Annotated in this window: 16 protein-coding genes; 5 read left to right on the plus strand and 11 right to left on the minus strand. The window is 33.0% G+C overall.

From position 1 onward, the window contains the following. Positions 1 to 60: 60 nt before the first annotated feature. From pepT to IM755_RS09980, 7 genes are all read right to left on the minus strand, one after another. Positions 61 to 1305, minus strand: a complete 1245-nt coding sequence (pepT, locus tag IM755_RS09950; RefSeq protein ID WP_194096350.1) for a peptidase T — start codon at positions 1303 to 1305, stop codon at positions 61 to 63. A 236-nt stretch (positions 1306 to 1541) separates the two neighbouring features. Then, a complete protein-coding gene (mnmE, locus tag IM755_RS09955) occupies positions 1542 to 2933 on the minus strand; it encodes a tRNA uridine-5-carboxymethylaminomethyl(34) synthesis GTPase MnmE (RefSeq protein WP_026726308.1) in 1392 nt (463 codons plus the stop codon). A 458-nt stretch (positions 2934 to 3391) separates the two neighbouring features. Continuing rightward, entirely contained in the window at positions 3392 to 4510 is a 1119-nt protein-coding gene (gene dnaN / locus IM755_RS09960) for a DNA polymerase III subunit beta (RefSeq protein WP_026726307.1), read from the minus strand. Positions 4511 to 4597: 87 nt separating this feature from the next. Continuing rightward, positions 4598 to 6280 (minus strand): gliding motility-associated ABC transporter substrate-binding protein GldG, encoded by a 1683-nt coding sequence (gene gldG / locus IM755_RS09965; protein ID WP_394368307.1) that lies wholly within the window; start codon positions 6278 to 6280, stop codon positions 4598 to 4600. Continuing rightward, on the minus strand, positions 6280 to 7005 hold the full coding sequence (gene gldF, locus IM755_RS09970) for a gliding motility-associated ABC transporter permease subunit GldF (protein WP_133610940.1): 726 nt from the start codon (positions 7003 to 7005) through the stop codon (positions 6280 to 6282). The genes gldG and gldF overlap by 1 nt, the downstream gene beginning before the upstream one ends. A gap of 43 nt (positions 7006 to 7048) precedes the next feature. Beyond that, positions 7049 to 7345 (minus strand): putative quinol monooxygenase, encoded by a 297-nt coding sequence (locus tag IM755_RS09975; protein ID WP_194096354.1) that lies wholly within the window; start codon positions 7343 to 7345, stop codon positions 7049 to 7051. 4 nt (positions 7346 to 7349) lie between these two features. Next, complete coding sequence (locus IM755_RS09980; RefSeq protein WP_194096358.1) at positions 7350 to 8177, minus strand: SAM hydrolase/SAM-dependent halogenase family protein; 828 nt, start codon at positions 8175 to 8177, stop codon at positions 7350 to 7352. Positions 8178 to 8283: 106 nt separating this feature from the next. Between IM755_RS09980 and IM755_RS09985 the strand changes: the two genes are divergently transcribed. From IM755_RS09985 to IM755_RS10000, 4 genes are all read left to right on the plus strand, one after another. Next, positions 8284 to 9237, plus strand: a complete 954-nt coding sequence (locus IM755_RS09985; protein ID WP_026726302.1) for a PhoH family protein — start codon at positions 8284 to 8286, stop codon at positions 9235 to 9237. A 23-nt stretch (positions 9238 to 9260) separates the two neighbouring features. Then, positions 9261 to 10073 (plus strand): KilA-N domain-containing protein, encoded by an 813-nt coding sequence (locus tag IM755_RS09990; RefSeq protein WP_194096360.1) that lies wholly within the window; start codon positions 9261 to 9263, stop codon positions 10071 to 10073. A 126-nt stretch (positions 10074 to 10199) separates the two neighbouring features. Beyond that, positions 10200 to 10709, plus strand: a complete 510-nt coding sequence (locus IM755_RS09995) for a hypothetical protein (RefSeq protein WP_194096362.1) — start codon at positions 10200 to 10202, stop codon at positions 10707 to 10709. Between the two features lie 137 nt (positions 10710 to 10846). Beyond that, entirely contained in the window at positions 10847 to 11797 is a 951-nt protein-coding gene (locus IM755_RS10000) for a phosphoribosylaminoimidazolesuccinocarboxamide synthase (protein ID WP_194096364.1), read from the plus strand. A gap of 56 nt (positions 11798 to 11853) precedes the next feature. On the opposite strand, the gene IM755_RS10005 is transcribed toward IM755_RS10000, so the two are convergent. The 4 genes from IM755_RS10005 to IM755_RS10020 form a co-directional block, all read right to left on the minus strand. Beyond that, positions 11854 to 12672: a hypothetical protein gene (locus tag IM755_RS10005; protein ID WP_194096366.1), complete on the minus strand. Its 819-nt coding sequence runs from the start codon at positions 12670 to 12672 to the stop codon at positions 11854 to 11856. Between the two features lie 63 nt (positions 12673 to 12735). Then, positions 12736 to 13170 carry a hypothetical protein gene (locus IM755_RS10010; protein WP_194096368.1) on the minus strand — a complete coding sequence of 145 codons (435 nt, stop codon included), beginning with the start codon at positions 13168 to 13170 and terminating at the stop codon, positions 12736 to 12738. 213 nt (positions 13171 to 13383) lie between these two features. Then, the gene (locus tag IM755_RS10015) at positions 13384 to 15372 is read right to left on the minus strand and encodes a hypothetical protein (RefSeq protein ID WP_194096370.1); all 1989 of its coding nucleotides are present in this window, start codon (positions 15370 to 15372) and stop codon (positions 13384 to 13386) included. Positions 15373 to 15611: 239 nt separating this feature from the next. Further along, positions 15612 to 16709, minus strand: coding sequence for a M42 family metallopeptidase (locus IM755_RS10020; protein ID WP_194096372.1), 1098 nt, complete (start codon positions 16707 to 16709; stop codon positions 15612 to 15614). 110 nt (positions 16710 to 16819) lie between these two features. Between IM755_RS10020 and IM755_RS10025 the strand changes: the two genes are divergently transcribed. Beyond that, the gene (locus IM755_RS10025) at positions 16820 to 17503 is read left to right on the plus strand and encodes a DUF4294 domain-containing protein (protein ID WP_194096374.1); all 684 of its coding nucleotides are present in this window, start codon (positions 16820 to 16822) and stop codon (positions 17501 to 17503) included. The last annotated feature ends 1093 nt before the right edge of the window (positions 17504 to 18596 follow it).

An 18596-nucleotide genomic window follows, 5' to 3' on the forward strand; every position in this document is an offset into this window, starting at 1 on the left:
CAAAAAAAGACAAGCTATAAAAAGCTTGTCTTTATAATAGTTTTCTATTCTAGTATTGATTTATTTTTTAGTTGCAGCTGTAATTTCTGCAATTTTTACAATTACTTCTGTAGCTTTTACCATGCTTTCAACAGGTACATATTCGTATTTTCCGTGGAAGTTATGACCACCAGCGAAAATATTTGGACAAGGTAAACCTTTATAAGATAATTGGCAACCATCGGTTCCTCCACGAATTGGTTTTATAATAGGTTTTATTCCTAGTTCTTTCATGGCTTTTTCAGCAATTTCAACAATGTGGAAAACAGGTTTTACCTTTTCTTTCATATTGTAATATTGGTCTTTAACTTCCGCTATTACAATTTCTTCGCCAAATTGTTTTTTCCACTTTTTATTAAATTTATTCGCTAATTCATGGATAAACTCTTTTCTTTCTTTGAATTTTTTAGCACTATGGTCGCGAATGATTAATTCAACCACTGTTTCTTCAATACTTCCTGAAATTCCTACCACGTGGAAGAATCCTTCATATCCTTTTGTTTTTTCTGGAATTTCGTTTTTTGGTAACTTAGAAATGAATTGATTGGCTAACAACATCGAGTTAATCATTTTTCCTTTTGCATAGCCTGGGTGAACACTTTTTCCTTTGAAAATGATTTTAGCTCCAGCGGCATTAAAATTTTCATATTCTAATTCGCCAATTTGACTTCCATCCATCGTATATGCCCATTCGCAACCGAATTTTTCTACATCAAATTTATGAGCGCCACGACCAATTTCTTCATCAGGTGTAAAACCAACACGAATTTTTCCATGTTTGATTTCTGGATGTTGAATTAGGTATTCCATTGCTGACATAATTTCGGTAATACCGGCTTTGTCATCAGCTCCTAAGAGTGTAGTTCCGTCCGTTGTAATTAAAGTTTGTCCTTTGTATTGTAACAAGTCTTTAAAATAACTTGGTGATAAAACGATGTTTTGTTTTTTATTTAAAACGATATCACCACCATCGTAATTTTTTACAATTTGCGGTTTTACGTTGGCTCCTGTAAAATCAGGAGTAGTATCATAATGAGATACAAATCCGATAGTATGAACTTCATGTTTAACATTGCTTTCTAAAGTTGCCATAACGTAACCATTTTTATCGATAGTTACATCTGTCATTCCCATTGCTTTTAGTTCTTTTACTAAAAGATTGGCTAGGTCAAGTTGTTTTTTAGTACTTGGTGTAGTGTCAGAATTTGGATCTGATTCAGTATCTATTGTAACGTAGCTTATGAAGCGGTCGATAATGTGTTGCATGATAATTAAAATTTAGGCAAATATAAGGAATAGGTTGAATAGGTGAGTTAATTCCGATTCAATTTTGATTCGATAAACCTTTTATTGATTTTGTTAGAAACATTTTTATGAATTCTAAGATTGCAGTGTATTTGAATTCAATGTTTTCATTTCTACTAAAAGTATTTTCGGAAACTTGGAACACTAATTGAATATGGTTGTGTTTAATTGTATACGTATATTGTATTATTTTTTTTCTATTTACCGATACAGAAATTCGCAAAAATGTTTCCCAAGAGTTCATCATTAGTAACCTCCCCTGTAATCTCACCAAAGAAATACAATGCACTTCGAATATCAATCGCCATCAAGTCTGAAGAAAGCCCTGAATCTAATCCCCATTTTACTTTTTGGACTTCTTCTAAAGCTTTTAATAAAGAATCGTAATGACGCGTATTGGTTACAATGGTTTCGTTATTGCGTAAAGCGCCAGTATTTACAAATGACATTAATTCATTTTTTAATTCGTCAATACCTACTTTTTGTTTGGCAGAAATAAAAATTGAATTTTCAATTTGAGATTCTAGATTTCGGAGTAAACTCTCATCTAGTTTATCTTTTTTATTAAATATCGTAAGTAATGCTTTTTGTGGATATTTGTTTTTAATTTTTTCTACTTCTACTTTCAAACCTTCCAAACTCTCCATTGTTAGTTCTGTACTGTCAACAAGAAACAAAACTACCTGAGCTTGCTCAATCTTTTCAAACGTCTTTTGAATCCCAATACTTTCCACCACATCTTTTGTTTCACGAATTCCTGCTGTATCAATAAATCTAAAACCAATACCATTAATAACCAATTCGTCTTCAATTGTATCACGTGTTGTTCCCGCAATGTCAGAAACAATAGCACGTTCTTCGTTTAATAAAGCATTCAATAAAGTCGATTTTCCTACATTAGGTTCGCCCACAATGGCTACTGGAATACCATTTTTAATTACGTTACCAACAGCAAACGAATCAATTAGACGTTTTAAAACGAATTCAATTCGCTCTAATAATTCATGAAATTGGGTTCTATCGGCAAATTCGACATCTTCTTCGGCAAAGTCTAATTCCAATTCGATTAAAGAGGCGAAATTCAATAATTCTTCACGTAGTTTGGCAATCTCGTTACTGAAACCACCGCGCATTTGTTGCATGGCAATTTGGTGTGACGCTTCATTATCCGAAGCAATTAAGTCAGCCACGGCTTCTGCTTGCGATAAGTCTAATTTCCCGTTTAAAAAAGCGCGTAAGGTAAATTCACCTGCCTGAGCCATTTTTGCGCCTTTACGAAGTAATAATTGGATAATTTGTTGTTGGATAAAAGTAGAGCCATGACATGAAATTTCAATCACGTTTTCCCCAGTGTACGAATTCGGACCTTTGAAAATAGAAAGCAACACTTGGTCATACACTTTTCCATTATCCACAATATGTCCCAAATGAATCGTATGAGTTTTCTGTTTCGTAATATCTTTCCCTGAAACCGATTGAAATACGTCAGCTGCTATTGATATAGCTTCTTTACCTGATAATCGAATAATAGCAATCGCACCCGCTCCTGATGGTGTAGCCAAAGCAACTATAGTTTCTTGTGGAATCATGTTCTAAATTTAGTTTACAAAGATAAATTAAAGTCAGAAGTTAGAAGTTAGAAGTTAGAAGTTTTTTTGTTTGGAGTTGTTACACAAAGTCTCACGAAGTTTAACACAGAGTTACACCAAGTTTTTCTTTACGTTTAAATAACAATTCGCGAACATCAGTCAAATTTGCTTCATCCGCGTTCTTAAAATATATCACTAGTTCAAGAGATGCTTACCAGCATGACAAACTAAGCGTATATTCTATTGTGAACTATGTAAAGTGAAACGTCTAAAATCAACACAAAGCAATTCTATTGTGTCTATGTGTTTAAAAGAAAAACCCGCGCTTGTATATCCGTTTTATCCGCGAGCCAATGAAATTAAAATTAAAAAACCACAAAGCAAAGCCAAGTGGTTTTTAAGTTAGTTAAGGTTGGTAATAAGATTCTCAGTTAAACTGTAAAATCAAATATTTTGAATTAGTTGCTCAACATTACTGGCATTACAAGCATCGTAACTGTTTCGCCTTCGTCTAAGCCGTCTACTGGAGTTAAAATACCCGCACGGTTTGGCATCGACATTTCTAATTGGATTTCATCACTTGATAAATTATTCAACATTTCAGTTAAGAAACGAGAATTGAACCCGATTTGCATATCGTCTCCTTGGTAATCACAAGTCAAACGCTCGTCTGCTTTGTTAGAGTAATCGATATCTTCTGCTGATATATTCAATTCGGTTCCTGCGATTTTTAAACGGATTTGGTGCGTAGTTTTGTTAGCAAAGATAGCCACACGACGAACCGAATTTAAAAACTGAACTCTGTTGATTAATAATTTGTTTGGATTTTCTTTTGGAATAACCGCTTCGTAGTTTGGATATTTTCCATCGATTAAACGACAAGTCAAAACGTAATTCTCGAAAGAAAAAGTAGCATTTGAATCGTTGTATTCGATAGCTACTTCTGCATCAGATGCACCTAAAATTCCTTTTAAAATGTTTAAAGGTTTTTTCGGCATAATAAAATCAGCTACTTGAGATGCTTTTACATCGGTACGAGCGTATTTTACTAATTTGTGTGCGTCTGTAGCAACGAAGATTAATCCTTCTGGTGAAAATTGGAAAAATACACCACTCATTACAGGGCGTAAATCATCGTTTCCAGCAGCGAAGATGGTTTTACTTACTGCAGTTGCTAATACTTCCGCAGGAACTAATGTTTTTGAAGGATCATCTAAAACTACTGCCTTAGGGAATTCTTCTCCTGGTGCGTAAGCAATTGCATATTTACCCGAGTTTGAGCTAATTTCTACCGTCGAATTGTCTTCAACAGTAAATGTTAACGGTTGCTCTGGGAAGGTTTTTAAGATATCTAATAAAAGTTTCGCTGGAATAGCAACGCTTCCTTGACTTGTAGAATCAATTTCTAACGTAGCCGTCATCGTTGTTTCTAAATCAGAAGCTGAAACTTTTAATTGGTTGTTGTCTAATTCAAAAAGGAAATTATCAAGGATAGGTAAGGTGTTACTGCTGTTGATAACACTTCCTAAAACTTGTAATTGTTTTAATAAATACGAACTCGATACTATAAACTTCATCATCTTGTATTTTAAAATCGTGATTTGATTTTATATTTCACAAATATATTCTAATTCTACTCAAACGCAAAAACAAATTATCAACAACTAGCGGCTGTATTTTCTTTTGCGTAAGAAAGTAAATAAAAACCCAAAGATAGCTAAAATAACTATTGGTAATCCGACAGTTACCATTTGTGCCATAGTGTAATTTTTATAGACTTCTTCCTTGTTTAAAAGCGGTAAATCGACATCTTTACTTCGGATGTTAATAAGTCCGTTGTCGTCTAAAAGGTAATTTACGCAGTTCATTAAGAACTCTTTGTTGCCATATAATTGATTCGTCCACTTATCGAAACCTAATTCTAATGGCATGCCTTTGTCTAACTGGTTTTTAACCACATCACCATCCGAAATTACAATCATTTTATTGTCTTTTCCAGTCGCTTGGAATGAATTGTCTTTGAAAGGTAACACACGATTTTGATACATCGATTTGAATTTTCCTTCCATTAAAACCGCTACTGGAAGCAAGCCTTTTCCTTCATATTCTTCTGGAGTAGTTTCTTCTGTAACCATGTCTAACGAAATCGGACTTGGTGTTCCAACGGTTTTCGAATATTCTGACGAACTCAATAAAACGGTTTTCTTGATGTCGTTTTTTAGGATTTCGATTGGAGAAGCAAATTCAAACTTAATTCCTTCCATGTTTTTCACGATTGGATTGGTAGAAGTTGGATAAACGAAAGGCGCAAATTTCCAAGTGTATTCTTGCATTTGGGTTTCGCTTCCTTGATTTCCTGAGGCTAGTTTGATTGGCGTAGCATATTCATCTTTTACCAACAACGGATTGATACGGATTCCATATTTGAAGAACATATCGGTTAAGTTCAACTCGCGTTGTGCGGCTAAAATCGTACCGGTTTCGTTGTACAAACTGTCCATGTCGGCTGAAACGGCATCTACTAACCACAAGGTTTTTCCACCATTCATGATGAACTGGTCTAACACTTGTTTTTCTTCTTCTGTGAACGCTTCCGTGGGTTTTGCAATTACGGCCAAATCATATTTTTTAAGTGCTTCTAAAGTCTGAGTAGGTTGTTTTGCTACCGAATCCAATGTAAAAGGTCCGATGTAATAACTTTCTTTTACAGTTTTCAAGAAATCAGCCATAAACGGTTCGATTAACTCGCCATTTCCTTTGATTACCGCAATTTTCTTTTGTTTTTCTTTCGAAATTTTATTGATGGCTTCTGCAAAACCAAATTCCAAGTGCTGTACCGAACTAATTACTTTTTCTTCGGTTGAAGCACCCATTAGATTTTTCAATAACGCCACTTTCGTGAATCTATCGCCATATGTTGCTTGTGCCCAAGGGAAAACTACTTCTTGCGATTGTTTTCCTTTGTCTTCCACGGTGATGCTTAGCGGTTGCATGCCTTTCGCATAGAATTCTTTCATTTTTTCTACTCGTGTTTCCTCTTTTTCAATCGGATTTTTAAAGTTGAAAATGATGTTTGAATTATAAGCTGTGAATTCTTCTAAAAGTTGTTTGGTTTCGTTTTGTAAACGTTTGAATTCTGGCGGAAAATTCCCTTCCAAATACACTTCAATGTATAACGGACTTTCCACATCTTTTATGATGTTTAATGTCGTTTCTGATAAAGTATAGCGTTTGTCTTGCGTTAAGTCGAAACGTTTGAAAAAGAAGTTACTAATTAAATTGATAACGATAATTGCTAAAAATACAATTCCTAATTGCTTTAAAGCTTTTGATTTGTTTTCTTTCATTACCATTTCAAAGATTTAAGTTGATAAACCGTTGCCGATAAAAATAAAAACGTCACACTAACAAAATACACAATATCACGTGTATCTAACACACCGCGACTCATACTTTTAAAGTGATAATCCATTCCTAAAGCAGCAAACATCGAACTATAATTTCCAAGGAAAGAAGCAATGCCATCAAATCCGAAATAGAAAAAGAAACAACAAAAAACGGCAATTATAAATGCCACAATTTGATTATCTGATAAAGTAGAGGCAAAAATTCCAATCGCCGTGTAAGCTGCAATTAAGAATAACAATCCGAAATACGAACCAAGTGTACTTCCCATATCAATATTGCCTTGCGGATTTCCAAAATGCGAAATCGTCAACACATAAATAATTGTTGGAACAATCGCTAAAATGATTAAAACCAAAGCACCTAAGAATTTTCCGTTTACGATGTCCCAATTTGAAAGCGGTTTGGTAAACAACAACTCAATCGTTCCTTGTTTTTTCTCATCCGAAAAACTGCGCATGGTTACGGCAGGAATTAAGAAAATTAAAATCCATGGTGCCAATTTGAAAAACGGACTCATATCGGCAAAACCTGAGTTTAATATATTGAATTCGCCTTCAAAAACCCAAAGAAATAATCCATTGAGTAAAAGAAAAATCCCGATGACTAAATATCCAATCGGCGAACCAAAAAAGGATTTTATTTCTCGTAATAATAATGCTTTCATTTTTTATTGTTTAACTGTTGAAACGTTTATTTGTTTAACTGTTTTATTCTAATGTTACCAATCTATCCACACTCCAAGCCTCAGGTTTATCGCTGAATAGAGTTTTTGTGTATGTCCAAACGCCATCAAACAAAGCTGACTTTCTGTAATTTTCTAACGCTTCTTCGTTTTCCCAATAACTATAAGTAAAGAAAATACGTTTGTCGTTTTTGTCTTGATACAATTCTAAGAAACGGTTTCCTTCGAAGTTTCGTATGTGGTGTTTCACTTCTTCAAAATTATTTAAAAAAGCTTCGATTTTATCTTCGTGAAAACGCATTTTTACAATTCTTATGAACATATTTTTATTTGAATTTAATGGATACCGTATCTCTAAAATGCAACCCTAATAAGGTCGCTGCCGAGCCTACCGTTTTTGGGTTACTTTTATATATCGCAATTTCTAAATAGCCGTTTTCGTTGAATAACGCTAAGAAATCACCTTCTAAATCTTTCAATTGTTTCACATCAGAAACAGGAAAATCTGAATAACTTTTGTGCAAACGACTGAACTTTTTGTTTTTAATAACGATTTCGAACTTTCGACCTCTAATCGTATCGTTAAATTGCTTTTGCGAAATATTAGTAACGCAATTTCCAAACGAATCAATATAAACGATTTGTCCTTTTATTTCCGATAAATCATCAGTAATCGATGAGGTTAAAACACTCACAGGTTTCAGCGATGGAATTTCTTTACCAATCACATTCAATAAACCACCTCGTGCAATATGACACGCCACTGCTACGAAAACATCCATATCGCTAACATCTGTATTCAATCGGTCGTGGATGGTAATGGCTACGATTTTCTGTGGAATTTTCTTCTGAATTAAGGTATTTAAAATTCCGTTATCGGCACAAATAAAATAATGATCGTCCCATTGCATCGCAATATGTTGGGTATCGCCCACACGTTCACTATCTACGCCAATAATATGAATCGTACCTTTTGGAAAATTGTGATAAGCGGCTTCAATACAGTAACTCGCTTCTAATGTGTTGAATAAGTCAATCTCGTGTGAAATGTCTACAATAACCGCTTCTTTATGTTCCGACAGAATTTTTCCTTTCAAAGCACCTACGAAGTAGTCTTTGTGTCCAAAGTCGGTAGTTAAAGTAATTATTGACATTTTTTTGTTTATAACTTATTTGAAATCCAACAGTAGTTTTTACTAAATTTGATTGCAAAGCTACTATAATTTTAGCGTTTCAAAAATAATTAAAAAAAGAAAGCCTTTGAACGAAAGAATCATTGAATTAGTCGACATTGCTCCAAAAGAATTTTGGGGTGCGCAAGATGCTCATCTTGAAACCATTAAGAAGTATTATCCAAAACTTAAAATCGTAGCACGAGGAACTACTCTTAAAGCGTATGGTGAGCCTGAAATTTTGGATGAGTTTGAAAATCGCTTCAGAAGATTGATGCATCATTTTACGCGTTACAACAGTATTGATGATAATGTTATTTTGAGGGTTTTAGAAACGAGTCATCAACATGATGCCGAACACATGCACGACAGAGATAAAATTCTTGTGCATGGAATAGGAGGAAAGTTAATCAAAGCCATGACGCCTAATCAACAAAAATTGGTTGATTATGTGCATAAAAACGATATGGTTTTCGCTGTTGGACCTGCAGGAACTGGAAAAACGTATACAGGTGTAGCATTAGCCGTAAAAGCGTTGAAGGAAAAACAAGTCAAGCGAATCATTTTAACGCGACCAGCTGTGGAAGCAGGGGAGAACTTAGGCTTTCTACCGGGTGATATGAAGGAAAAGTTAGATCCGTACATGCAACCGTTGTATGATGCGTTGCGCGATATGTTGCCACCACAAACTTTAGAAGACTATTTGTTAAAAGGAATCATTCAAATAGCACCTTTAGCTTTTATGCGTGGACGAACGTTAGATAATGCTTTTGTAATTTTAGATGAAGCTCAAAATACGACACATTCCCAAATGAAAATGTTCTTAACCCGTATGGGAAAAAACGCCAAATTCATCATCACGGGCGACCCAGGTCAGGTGGATTTACCGAGAAGAACCATTTCAGGATTGAAAGAAGCGCTTTTAGTATTGAAAGATGTAGAAGGCATCGGAATCATTTACTTAGATGATAAAGACATCGTACGTCACAGATTAGTGAAGAAAATTATTGATGCATATAAGAGTATTGAGAATAATGATTAGATATTCCATTTTAAGTTATAATTATGGCTAAAATAAAGGTAAATGATAATGAAATAACGGTTATATCTATAAATGAAAAAGATTACATATCACTTACAGATATGGCTAATTCTAAAGAAGGAGATGGTAGAGCTGCAGATATTATAAAAAACTGGATAAGAAATAGATATGCTATTGAGTTTTTAAGTGTTTGGGAGCAAATTAATAATCCATTTTTTAAAGTGGTCGAATCTGACCACTTTAAAATGCAAGCAGGATTAACAAATTTTGTTTTAAGTGCTTCAGAATGGATTGAAAAAACAAGTGCAGTTGGAATTATAGTAAAAAAAGGTAAATATGGAGGAACGTATGCGCATAAAGATATTGCTTTTGAATTTGGTTCAGCCATAAGTGTACCATTTAAACTCTATTTAATAACAGAATTCCAGCGTCTTAAAGAAGAAGAACAAAAACAAATTGGTTGGTCTGCTAAAAGAGAATTAGCTAAAATTAATTATCGAATTCATACTGATGCTATTAAACATAATTTAATTCCACAAGAGCTAACATTACAACAAACCGCTTTAGTTTATGCTAACGAAGCAGACGTATTAAATGTGGCACTTTTTGGAATAACTGCTAAAGAATGGCGTGAACAAAATCCAGATTTAAAAGGGAATATGCGTGATTATGCAACTATTAATGAATTGATTTGTTTGAGTAATATGGAAAATTTAAACGCCGTTTTAATTGATGAAAATATTCCACAAAGTGAACGATTAATCAAACTCAACCGTATTGCTATTCAGCAAATGAGTATTCTAGAAAATGTTGAAGGAAGAGAATTTTTAAAGTAATGCACATCTTAATTTTACTAATTTAAACATTTTTATAAACGTTAAAAAAATCTTATAATTCGCCAATTACAAAAATAAAACCCCAATTTTCATCGTTAAAAAATGTAAACCTTAAAATTTACAAGTATGAAAAAAGTTGTTTTGTTTTTAGCCACGTTATGTTATGGTTTAAGTTATGGTCAAGAAATTCCTGAAGTGGATATTACCACAAAGAATTCTTGGTTTAAAGCAGGATTAACTGCTGGTGTGCCTATGGGAGATGCAAAAGATATTTCGTCTTTCAATGTGGGAGTTGACGTAAGAGGACAATATTTATTTACACCGCATTTTGGTGTTGGTATTGCTTCTGGGTACAATCATTTTTTTGGAAAAGATGAATTTGATGACTTCGGAGTGATTCCGTTAGCAGGTTTCGCTAGATATTATTTTCAAACTGAAGGTGTGTTTGTAGGTGCTGATTTCGGTTACGGATTCCTAACCAATGTTGATAATTCGGGCGGATTGTATATTAATCCACAAATCGGTTATCACAACAAAAAATGGAATATCTACGGCTATTACCAAAACACCTTTGCCGAAGACATTGCTATTCGTTCCTTAGGAGTTGGGGTAACGTATAATATTATGTTTAAATAAATTTTCGGGATGATAAATTTTCATCACATCGATATTACAAAGAGAAGTTCAAAAGAGCTTCTCTTTTTTTATGAAATCATTTTTTGAAAGAAAATAAATAGTTTACTTTTGCACCACACAAACAACAACACAACATAATGAACACAATTACGACTACCAATTTCAATTTTCCAGGTCAAAAATCGGTGTACCGTGGAAAAGTTAGAGAAGTTTACAATATCAACGATGACTTATTAGTAATGGTCGCTACCGACCGTCTTTCGGCATTTGATGTGGTTTTACCAAAAGGAATTCCTTACAAAGGGCAAATCCTAAATCAAATTGCGACTAAATTCATGGAATTAACGTCTGATATTGTACCGAATTGGTTAGTAGCAACACCAGATCCAAACGTGGCGGTAGGACATTTATGTGAGCCGTTTAAAGTAGAAATGGTAATTCGTGGTTATTTATCAGGACATGCAGCGCGTGAATATGCAGCAGGAAGAAGAATTCTTTGCGGTGTAGAAATGCCAGAAGGTTTAAAAGAAAACGATAAATTCCCGACACCCATCATCACGCCAACTACGAAAGCGGATAACGGTTCGCACGACGAAGACATTTCGCGCGAAGCTATCTTAGCAAACGGAATTGTAACTGAAGAAGATTACTTAACCTTAGAAAAATATACTAGAGCTTTATACCAAAGAGGAACTGAAATTGCAGCATCTCGCGGTTTAATTTTAGTAGATACGAAATACGAATTTGGGAAAACAAAAGACGGGCAAATCGTATTAATCGACGAAATCCACACACCAGATTCTTCGCGTTATTTCTACGCAGAAGGATATGCTGAAAGACAAGCAAATGGCGAAGAACAAAAACAATTATCAAAAGAGTTCGTGCGTCGTTGGTTAATAGAAAACGGGTTTCAAGGAAAAGAAGGACAACAAATTCCGTTTATGTCAGACGAATACATTGAAACCGTTTCAGAACGTTATATTGAGTTATTCGAAAACATCATTGGAGAAAAATTCGTAAAAGCGGATATTTCTAACATCAATGAAAGAATAGAGAAAAACGTTTTGAATTATTTACAGAATAGATAAACATACATTTATATAGAAAGAATCCCGAGTTAGCTCGGGATTTTTTGTATTAAAAACTATTCTAATTGTTCTTTTAGAATTTTTAATACAATATTAATTTCTTCGACTCTATAACTACAGCCATAGCAAACTCTTACAGTTCCTTTCTTATTAGTTATATAATTAAGTAAAGTTAATTCTTGTTGACTAAATTTAGTCCCCGATTTCATTAATTTCAAGAATCCTTCAACTGCAAACATTTGTTTTTCAGTATTAGTTGATTGTAGCCATTTTAAAATGCTCTTCTTGTCTTTTTTATCCACAAATTCATTCAATTGCATTCTCTCTTTTGAATACATTGCAGCTGCTCCACATCCGTTTCCAAAAGTTATGTTGGTTAGAAATAATTCTTTTTCATTTAGTTCTGCTTGAAAATTATTTTTGAATGAAGTTTTTAGATTCTCAAATTCTTTATCGTTTTGGAATTTTTCTATCAATACATAATAAGGTTCCCATTCGTAAGAATCTGACCAGCTCGATTTTACTTTTTTGTTTTTTTCTTCATTAAATTCGTAATATATAATCTCATTTTCTGAAGTAATTAATTTAATTTGAAAACCTTCTAATGAACTTGTTTTCTTTCCATTTTTATAAATGTATTGGTAATATTCAAAAAAACCTTCGTTAAAACCTGGAGCTACTTCTCGAAAGTATTTCAAACGACCATTTATTTTATCTTCATCAAATAATTTTTCAATACAGTTTTCAAGTTTCAAATAATCTTTAGTTGAAAGTGCACTTTTAATATCATCATTATCTTGAAAAAATAATTTGAAAGTTACAATAGAACCAATAATCACAAGAATTGATATTATAGCTAAAGTGTTTTTTTTCATGTTTCAATTTTTGAATTATATTGGTTTTGATATAGTAATCCGATCTAGGTATACTTTCTATTTTTATTTACTTTTTGGATTACCTAAAGATATAAAATAAAGCAACCCAATTCCTAAGATAACAAAACCTATTGTCAATTCTAGATTGATAATCATCCAAGTTCCATTATCGATGTTATGTCTGCCATAATTTCCACCGTCTCGCTCCGCTGACAAAATCCAATTTAATAAGTTGAGATAAATTGAGGAAATTAAAAGAATAGAAAAGAGTATAGTATTCAAATGCCACCAGTTTTTTTGATGTTTTTGATTAATTGATTTTGTGGTTACAAGTAATGAAAGTGGCAATATAGCAATATTAAAAAGTAAAGTTAAAGAAGGAGTAAAGCTAGTTTCGCTTTCCAACTGCCACAATATAAATAATATCAGATTTGGAAAAACAAACCATTTAAGGGCGTTTTTTAAAATTTCGATAAAATAGGCTTGATTTCCCTTCATATTTTTTTCATCACTCCCGCACGAACCCTTTCGTGTGGTTTTGTAATTATAAAAATACTATTTCTTTTACAAATTCCTACAATTAAACTTTTCAATTTTTAAATCAGAAGAAATTATAAAAGGGGTCAACGACGCTCGTAAAAGAAGATAAAATAAAATCCCGCGAAAGCGGGATTTTTTGTGTGGTTTTTGTCATAGAATGCAGAGTAGTTTTTAGTTAACCTCATTTTCAAATCTAGTTTCAACAATTTTTTCGATTAAGTTTTTTTCGTATAAACTTTTCTTACGCAATTTTGGTGTAATGATTATTAATGATGTAAAAACCCAAAAAACAATATTTATGATAATGCTAATAACAAAATTCATATAATCAGTTTGATTGTCATTATTGAAATAATAAATTCCGATACAAGTTAAAATAGTAATACATAATGGAATTGCACCATACCAAATTAGTTGATTTTTAAAAACTCTATTATCGAATTTTTTTAACTCTTCTGCATATATAATATCTCTTAACGCTTTTTCTGTTTTTGATAATTGATTTGTTTTTATTTCTTTTTCACGTTTTTCATAAGATAAGCTTTCATATGCAACATCTAAATCAGCCACAAACTTTAATTTGACATCTTGAAATTCTCTATTTAATGCCAAACTGATTTCGTCTTCTGGTAATCCTTTAATTCTGTTTTTATGCAAGTTGTTTGCAATCTTAATAACTTCTTCAGATGGTAATTGCTCAATTTGCAATTCAGTCTCTAATAATTTTGATAAATCTGCTATTTCAAATGTATTTTTATCAGGTTGTAAATTAAACCTAATCATATCTGCAAAAAGATTTGAAAAATCTGTTGGATTTACATCAGTTCCACCATTATCAATTGCCAACATATTTATTAATGTTTCAAGTTTTATTGCAATTGGTAGATTGTCTTTAATTGGTTTAGTATGTGAGTATTTGTTTATAGAAATTTCTTGTGAGAGAACAAATGCTTTTTCAGTCTTTCTATAATATTCTATTCCAGCGATTAAACCTACATCGTGAAGTAAGGGAGCTTCTTTTTTGTTATTTCCTGTAACATCCTTAAAAAGTGAATTTAGATGTTCTTTCTTTTTTGCATCATTTTGAGCATTTTGAATTTCAATATCTAAATTTTCATCATTATTAAATAAGTTTATTTCTTTTTTCTCATCTAATCGTTTTGGTGGTAGGGAAATTTGTTCTGTAAATGTTTCAAAATCTTCATATAATCTACATTTTCTTTTTATTGCAGATTGAATAAAATGATCGTCAGTTTCCTTTATTACCTCAAAAGCAAATTTTGATGCTGTTTTTAAGATATCTTTCTTTTTATTAGCAACTGTTTTTATATATTCTTGTTCAGTAATATGAAAATAACCAGTGTTTATATTCAATTCATTAAATATTGTGTCAAGTTTTTTTATAGCATAATGATATTCACTTGCTTCTAGTCCAATATTCATTAGAACATTTGTGTCTAAAACACATTTTGAGTCTCGAAAAGCATTTATTGATATTGGATCTGCTCCAATTGAAGATTGAAGTAAGTTAGCTGCAAAAGCAGAGGTTCCATATTCCCATAATAGCGCATCTAAATCAGAATCTTTTTTATGAACTATACATTCAACAAAACTTTCAATTAGATTTGTTTTGTCTTCTTTATCTAATTCTGTATTATGTTGAGTTCTTCTTTCAATATGTTTAAAAATATTTTCTTTTTTTGTTTTTAATTTTTCTGATTTTGTGTAACATAAATCTGAAATCCATTCTATAGAATAAGATTTAAAAAATTCAACAGTTGCATCAGAGAACCATTCTATTACTACATCTTTATCTGAGTGAAAAGGGCTGAAATATTTTTCTATAATTCTATTTAATCTGTTTTTGGATTCAGAATAACGTTTTTCGAGTTCTCTTCTATTAGGTCTTGTTAGTTCGTATGAATCTTTTTCAAAGTTAATTTCTTTTTTTTCAATTAACTTTTCTAAACCCTCAAGCACTCTGTTAGTTTCAATTTTTGTTTTTAAAATTTTTTCTAAATCAGTTTCAATTTGTAGAATTTTTAATGGTTTTTCATGTTGAAATAAAACCTTAATAATTAATTGGGAAATTGCATTTTTAGTTAAAGATTTTGAAGTGCTATCAAGTCTTAAGTGTAATGTTTTTAGAGTTTTATCCAAGTTATTATATATTTAAATTGTATTTTATTAGTTCTATTAAAAAATGTCTTTCATATATTTAATATTTCTGACAACGTAATTAACCTGCAATATAACAAAATTCTCCCCACCTAATTGCTGTAGTTTTTCTGCATATTTTCGAAAACTTAAAAAAAAAGGCACAAAAAAAGTCCTCAAATACTTGAGGACTTTAGGTTTTATTAAAAAAAACGATTCTCGTTTCGCTCGAACTGACGTTTTTATTTCTTAAAATAACTAAACGTTTCGTTATTCTCAATTTTCAATAGCGTTTCGTAAATCAATTTAATTACATTTTCTACGTCTTCGCGGTGTACCATTTCAACCGTCGTGTGCATATAACGCAACGGTAACGAAATCAAAGCCGAGGCAACACCGCCATTGCTATACGCAAAAGCATCGGTATCGGTTCCCGTAACGCGAGAAGTTGCATGGCGTTGGAAAGGTATTTTGTTTTCTACTGCTGTGTCTACAATCATTTCACGTAAAATGTTTTGTGTCGCAGGAGCGTAGGCAATAACAGGTCCTTTACCCATTTTTAAATCACCTTCAATTTTTTTGTCAATCATTGGCGTAGTCGTATCGTGGCAAACATCGGTTACGATGGCAACGTTGGGTTTAATGCGTTGGGTAATCATTTCGGCACCACGTAAACCAATTTCCTCCTGCACCGAGTTCACAACGTACAATCCAAAAGGCAATTTCTTTTTGTTCTCCTTTAATAAACGCGCTACTTCAGCAATCATAAAACCACCCATGCGGTTATCAATGGCTCTACATACAAATTTATCGTGGTTTAAAATCTCAAAAGTATCAGGATACGTAATCACACAACCCACATGAACGCCTAAAGCTTCTACTTCGGCTTTCGTAGAGCAACCACAATCAATAAATATGTTTTCAATTTTTGCTGTTTCTTCTGCTTTTCCGCTTCTTCCTCTAGTATGAATCGCTGGCCAACCAAAAACACCACGCACAATGCCTTTCTTCGTATGAATGTTCACACGCTTTGATGGCGCAATCTGATGATCCGAACCTCCGTTTCTAATCACGTAGATTAATCCGTCATCGGTAATGTAATTCACATACCACGAAATTTCATCCGCATGCCCTTCAATCACTACTTTATAAGGAGCGTCTGGATTGATAACGCCAACTGCACTTCCATACGTATCGGTAATAAAGGTATCAACGTAGGGTTTTAAATAGTCCATCCAAAGTTTTTGCCCTTCCGCTTCATGTCCCGTTGGCGAGGCATTATTCAAATAATTTTCTAAAAAAGTCATCGACGACTTCTTTAATATCGATTTTGTACTCATCTTAAAATATAATTTTTTGCTAATTTAAAAATAAGATATTAGAGTTTCACATAATTTCAATAATTTTGGTTTACTTTTTGCAGTGAGTTAAAAAGTTAAAATCAATCATCATGTACAAATCATTATTAAGTAGTTTTTTCTTGTTAATAGCTACTTTCTCCTTCGCCCAAACCGAAACCGATACGTTACGAATGACGCAACAGGATTCGTCTATTATATATTCTATCGAATTAAAGGAAATCATTTTCACGCCCGACAATGTGTATTCGATGGACGAAGACAAAAAAGCCAAGTTAATATTAAAGAGAAGAATCTTTAAAGTATATCCGTATGCCAAATTAACGGCCGATAAACTAACGCAGTTAAATGCTACGATGGCAAAACTAAAAACCAGTCGCGAAAAAAAGAAATACTTTAAAATCGTAGAAAAGTATTTAGAGGAAGAATTCGAGCCACGTTTAAAAAAACTATCGCGTAAAGACGGTCAAATCCTAGTCAAACTCATTTACCGCCAAACTGGAAGCACTACTTTCGATTTAATTAAGGAGTACAAAAGTAGTTGGAAAGCCTTTTGGGCCAACTCCACCGCGTATTTATTTGACATTAATTTAAAAACGCAATACAAACCTTTCGATGTAAAAGAAGATTACCATATAGAAGGTATCTTAAATGCCGCGTTTAATCAAGGGCAACTTTCCAAACAAGAACCTTCAAAACCCATCGACTTCGACAAACTAAACGAACACTGGATTAATAAAATCAAAATCCAACCAAAAACGGAGCCTAAAGAATAATTTTTTTAGAAGCAGATGTTCTGCATTCCATAAAAACTCTTAGTCCCGCTGTCCGCTACAATTTTTTTCTTTTTTGTTGCCTGAGGTTTTCTTTTTTGTTGCCTGAGGCACTCGAAGGCAACAAAAAAGAAAAAAGATTTCCACTCCCATCGGGGCTAGATAAGACGTTCAGTATTCCAGATTACTATTCCATTGGCTCGCGAAGCGAGCAATGATTTGCCCTTGAATTTGAACTTGTCCTTGAACTTGTCATTCCGCCGAAGTAGGAATCTCCTGCGCAGCAGGCAGCCGCTTAACGCAGTTAAGCCATCACAACTGAATACGTAATTACATTCTATATATTAAGTAAAGAAATTTCCCCTTCGAAGGGGGCTAGGGGGATGTTGCGTCTAGTTTATCTACCCGCCAACCCACTTTTATGAACTTTTCCTACACTATATATAAGTAAATAAAACTTATCTGACTTATATATTTAACAAACCACTTTATATATATGTATAATAATTCCCCCTTTGAAGGGGGCTAGGGGGATGTTGCGCCCAGTTCATCCACCCACGAATCTCTTCTATGAACTTTTTCAATACTATATATAAGTAGCAAAAAACTTATCTGACTTATATGTTTAACAAACTCTTCGCGACCATTGCGCCTTCTTTGTGCACTTTGCGGTTAAACCCTAAAAAAACTTTCTTATATTAAATACTTGTTATCAGAGAGTTAAGAAAAACATGAAAAAAAACACAAAAAAAAGATTGCAAAAGGCTTGTGGTTACGGAAAAGATTTCTACTTTTGCACCCGCATTAGAGCAGAAGTTCACACACAAACTGGAAGATTAAACAAATCAAAAAAACTTTAAAAAAAGTTGAAAAAAGATTTGGATAATAAAAAGTAAAGGTAGTATCTTTGCTGACCCGAAACGAAAGAATCGGAGCGTACAAGTTCTTAAAAATATTGGGTAAGTGGTTAAGAAAAAATAATCAAAAAATTTTTTCAAAAAAGCTTGCCAGATTAAAAAAGAGTTGTACTTTTGCACCCGCTAACTGAAACAGTAGCGAACAAAAAAAGAATGACACGTTCATAGACATATTGAAT

The sequence above is a fragment of the Flavobacterium proteolyticum genome (genome assembly GCF_015223105.1).
Taxonomy (GTDB): Bacteria; Bacteroidota; Bacteroidia; order Flavobacteriales; family Flavobacteriaceae; genus Flavobacterium; species Flavobacterium proteolyticum.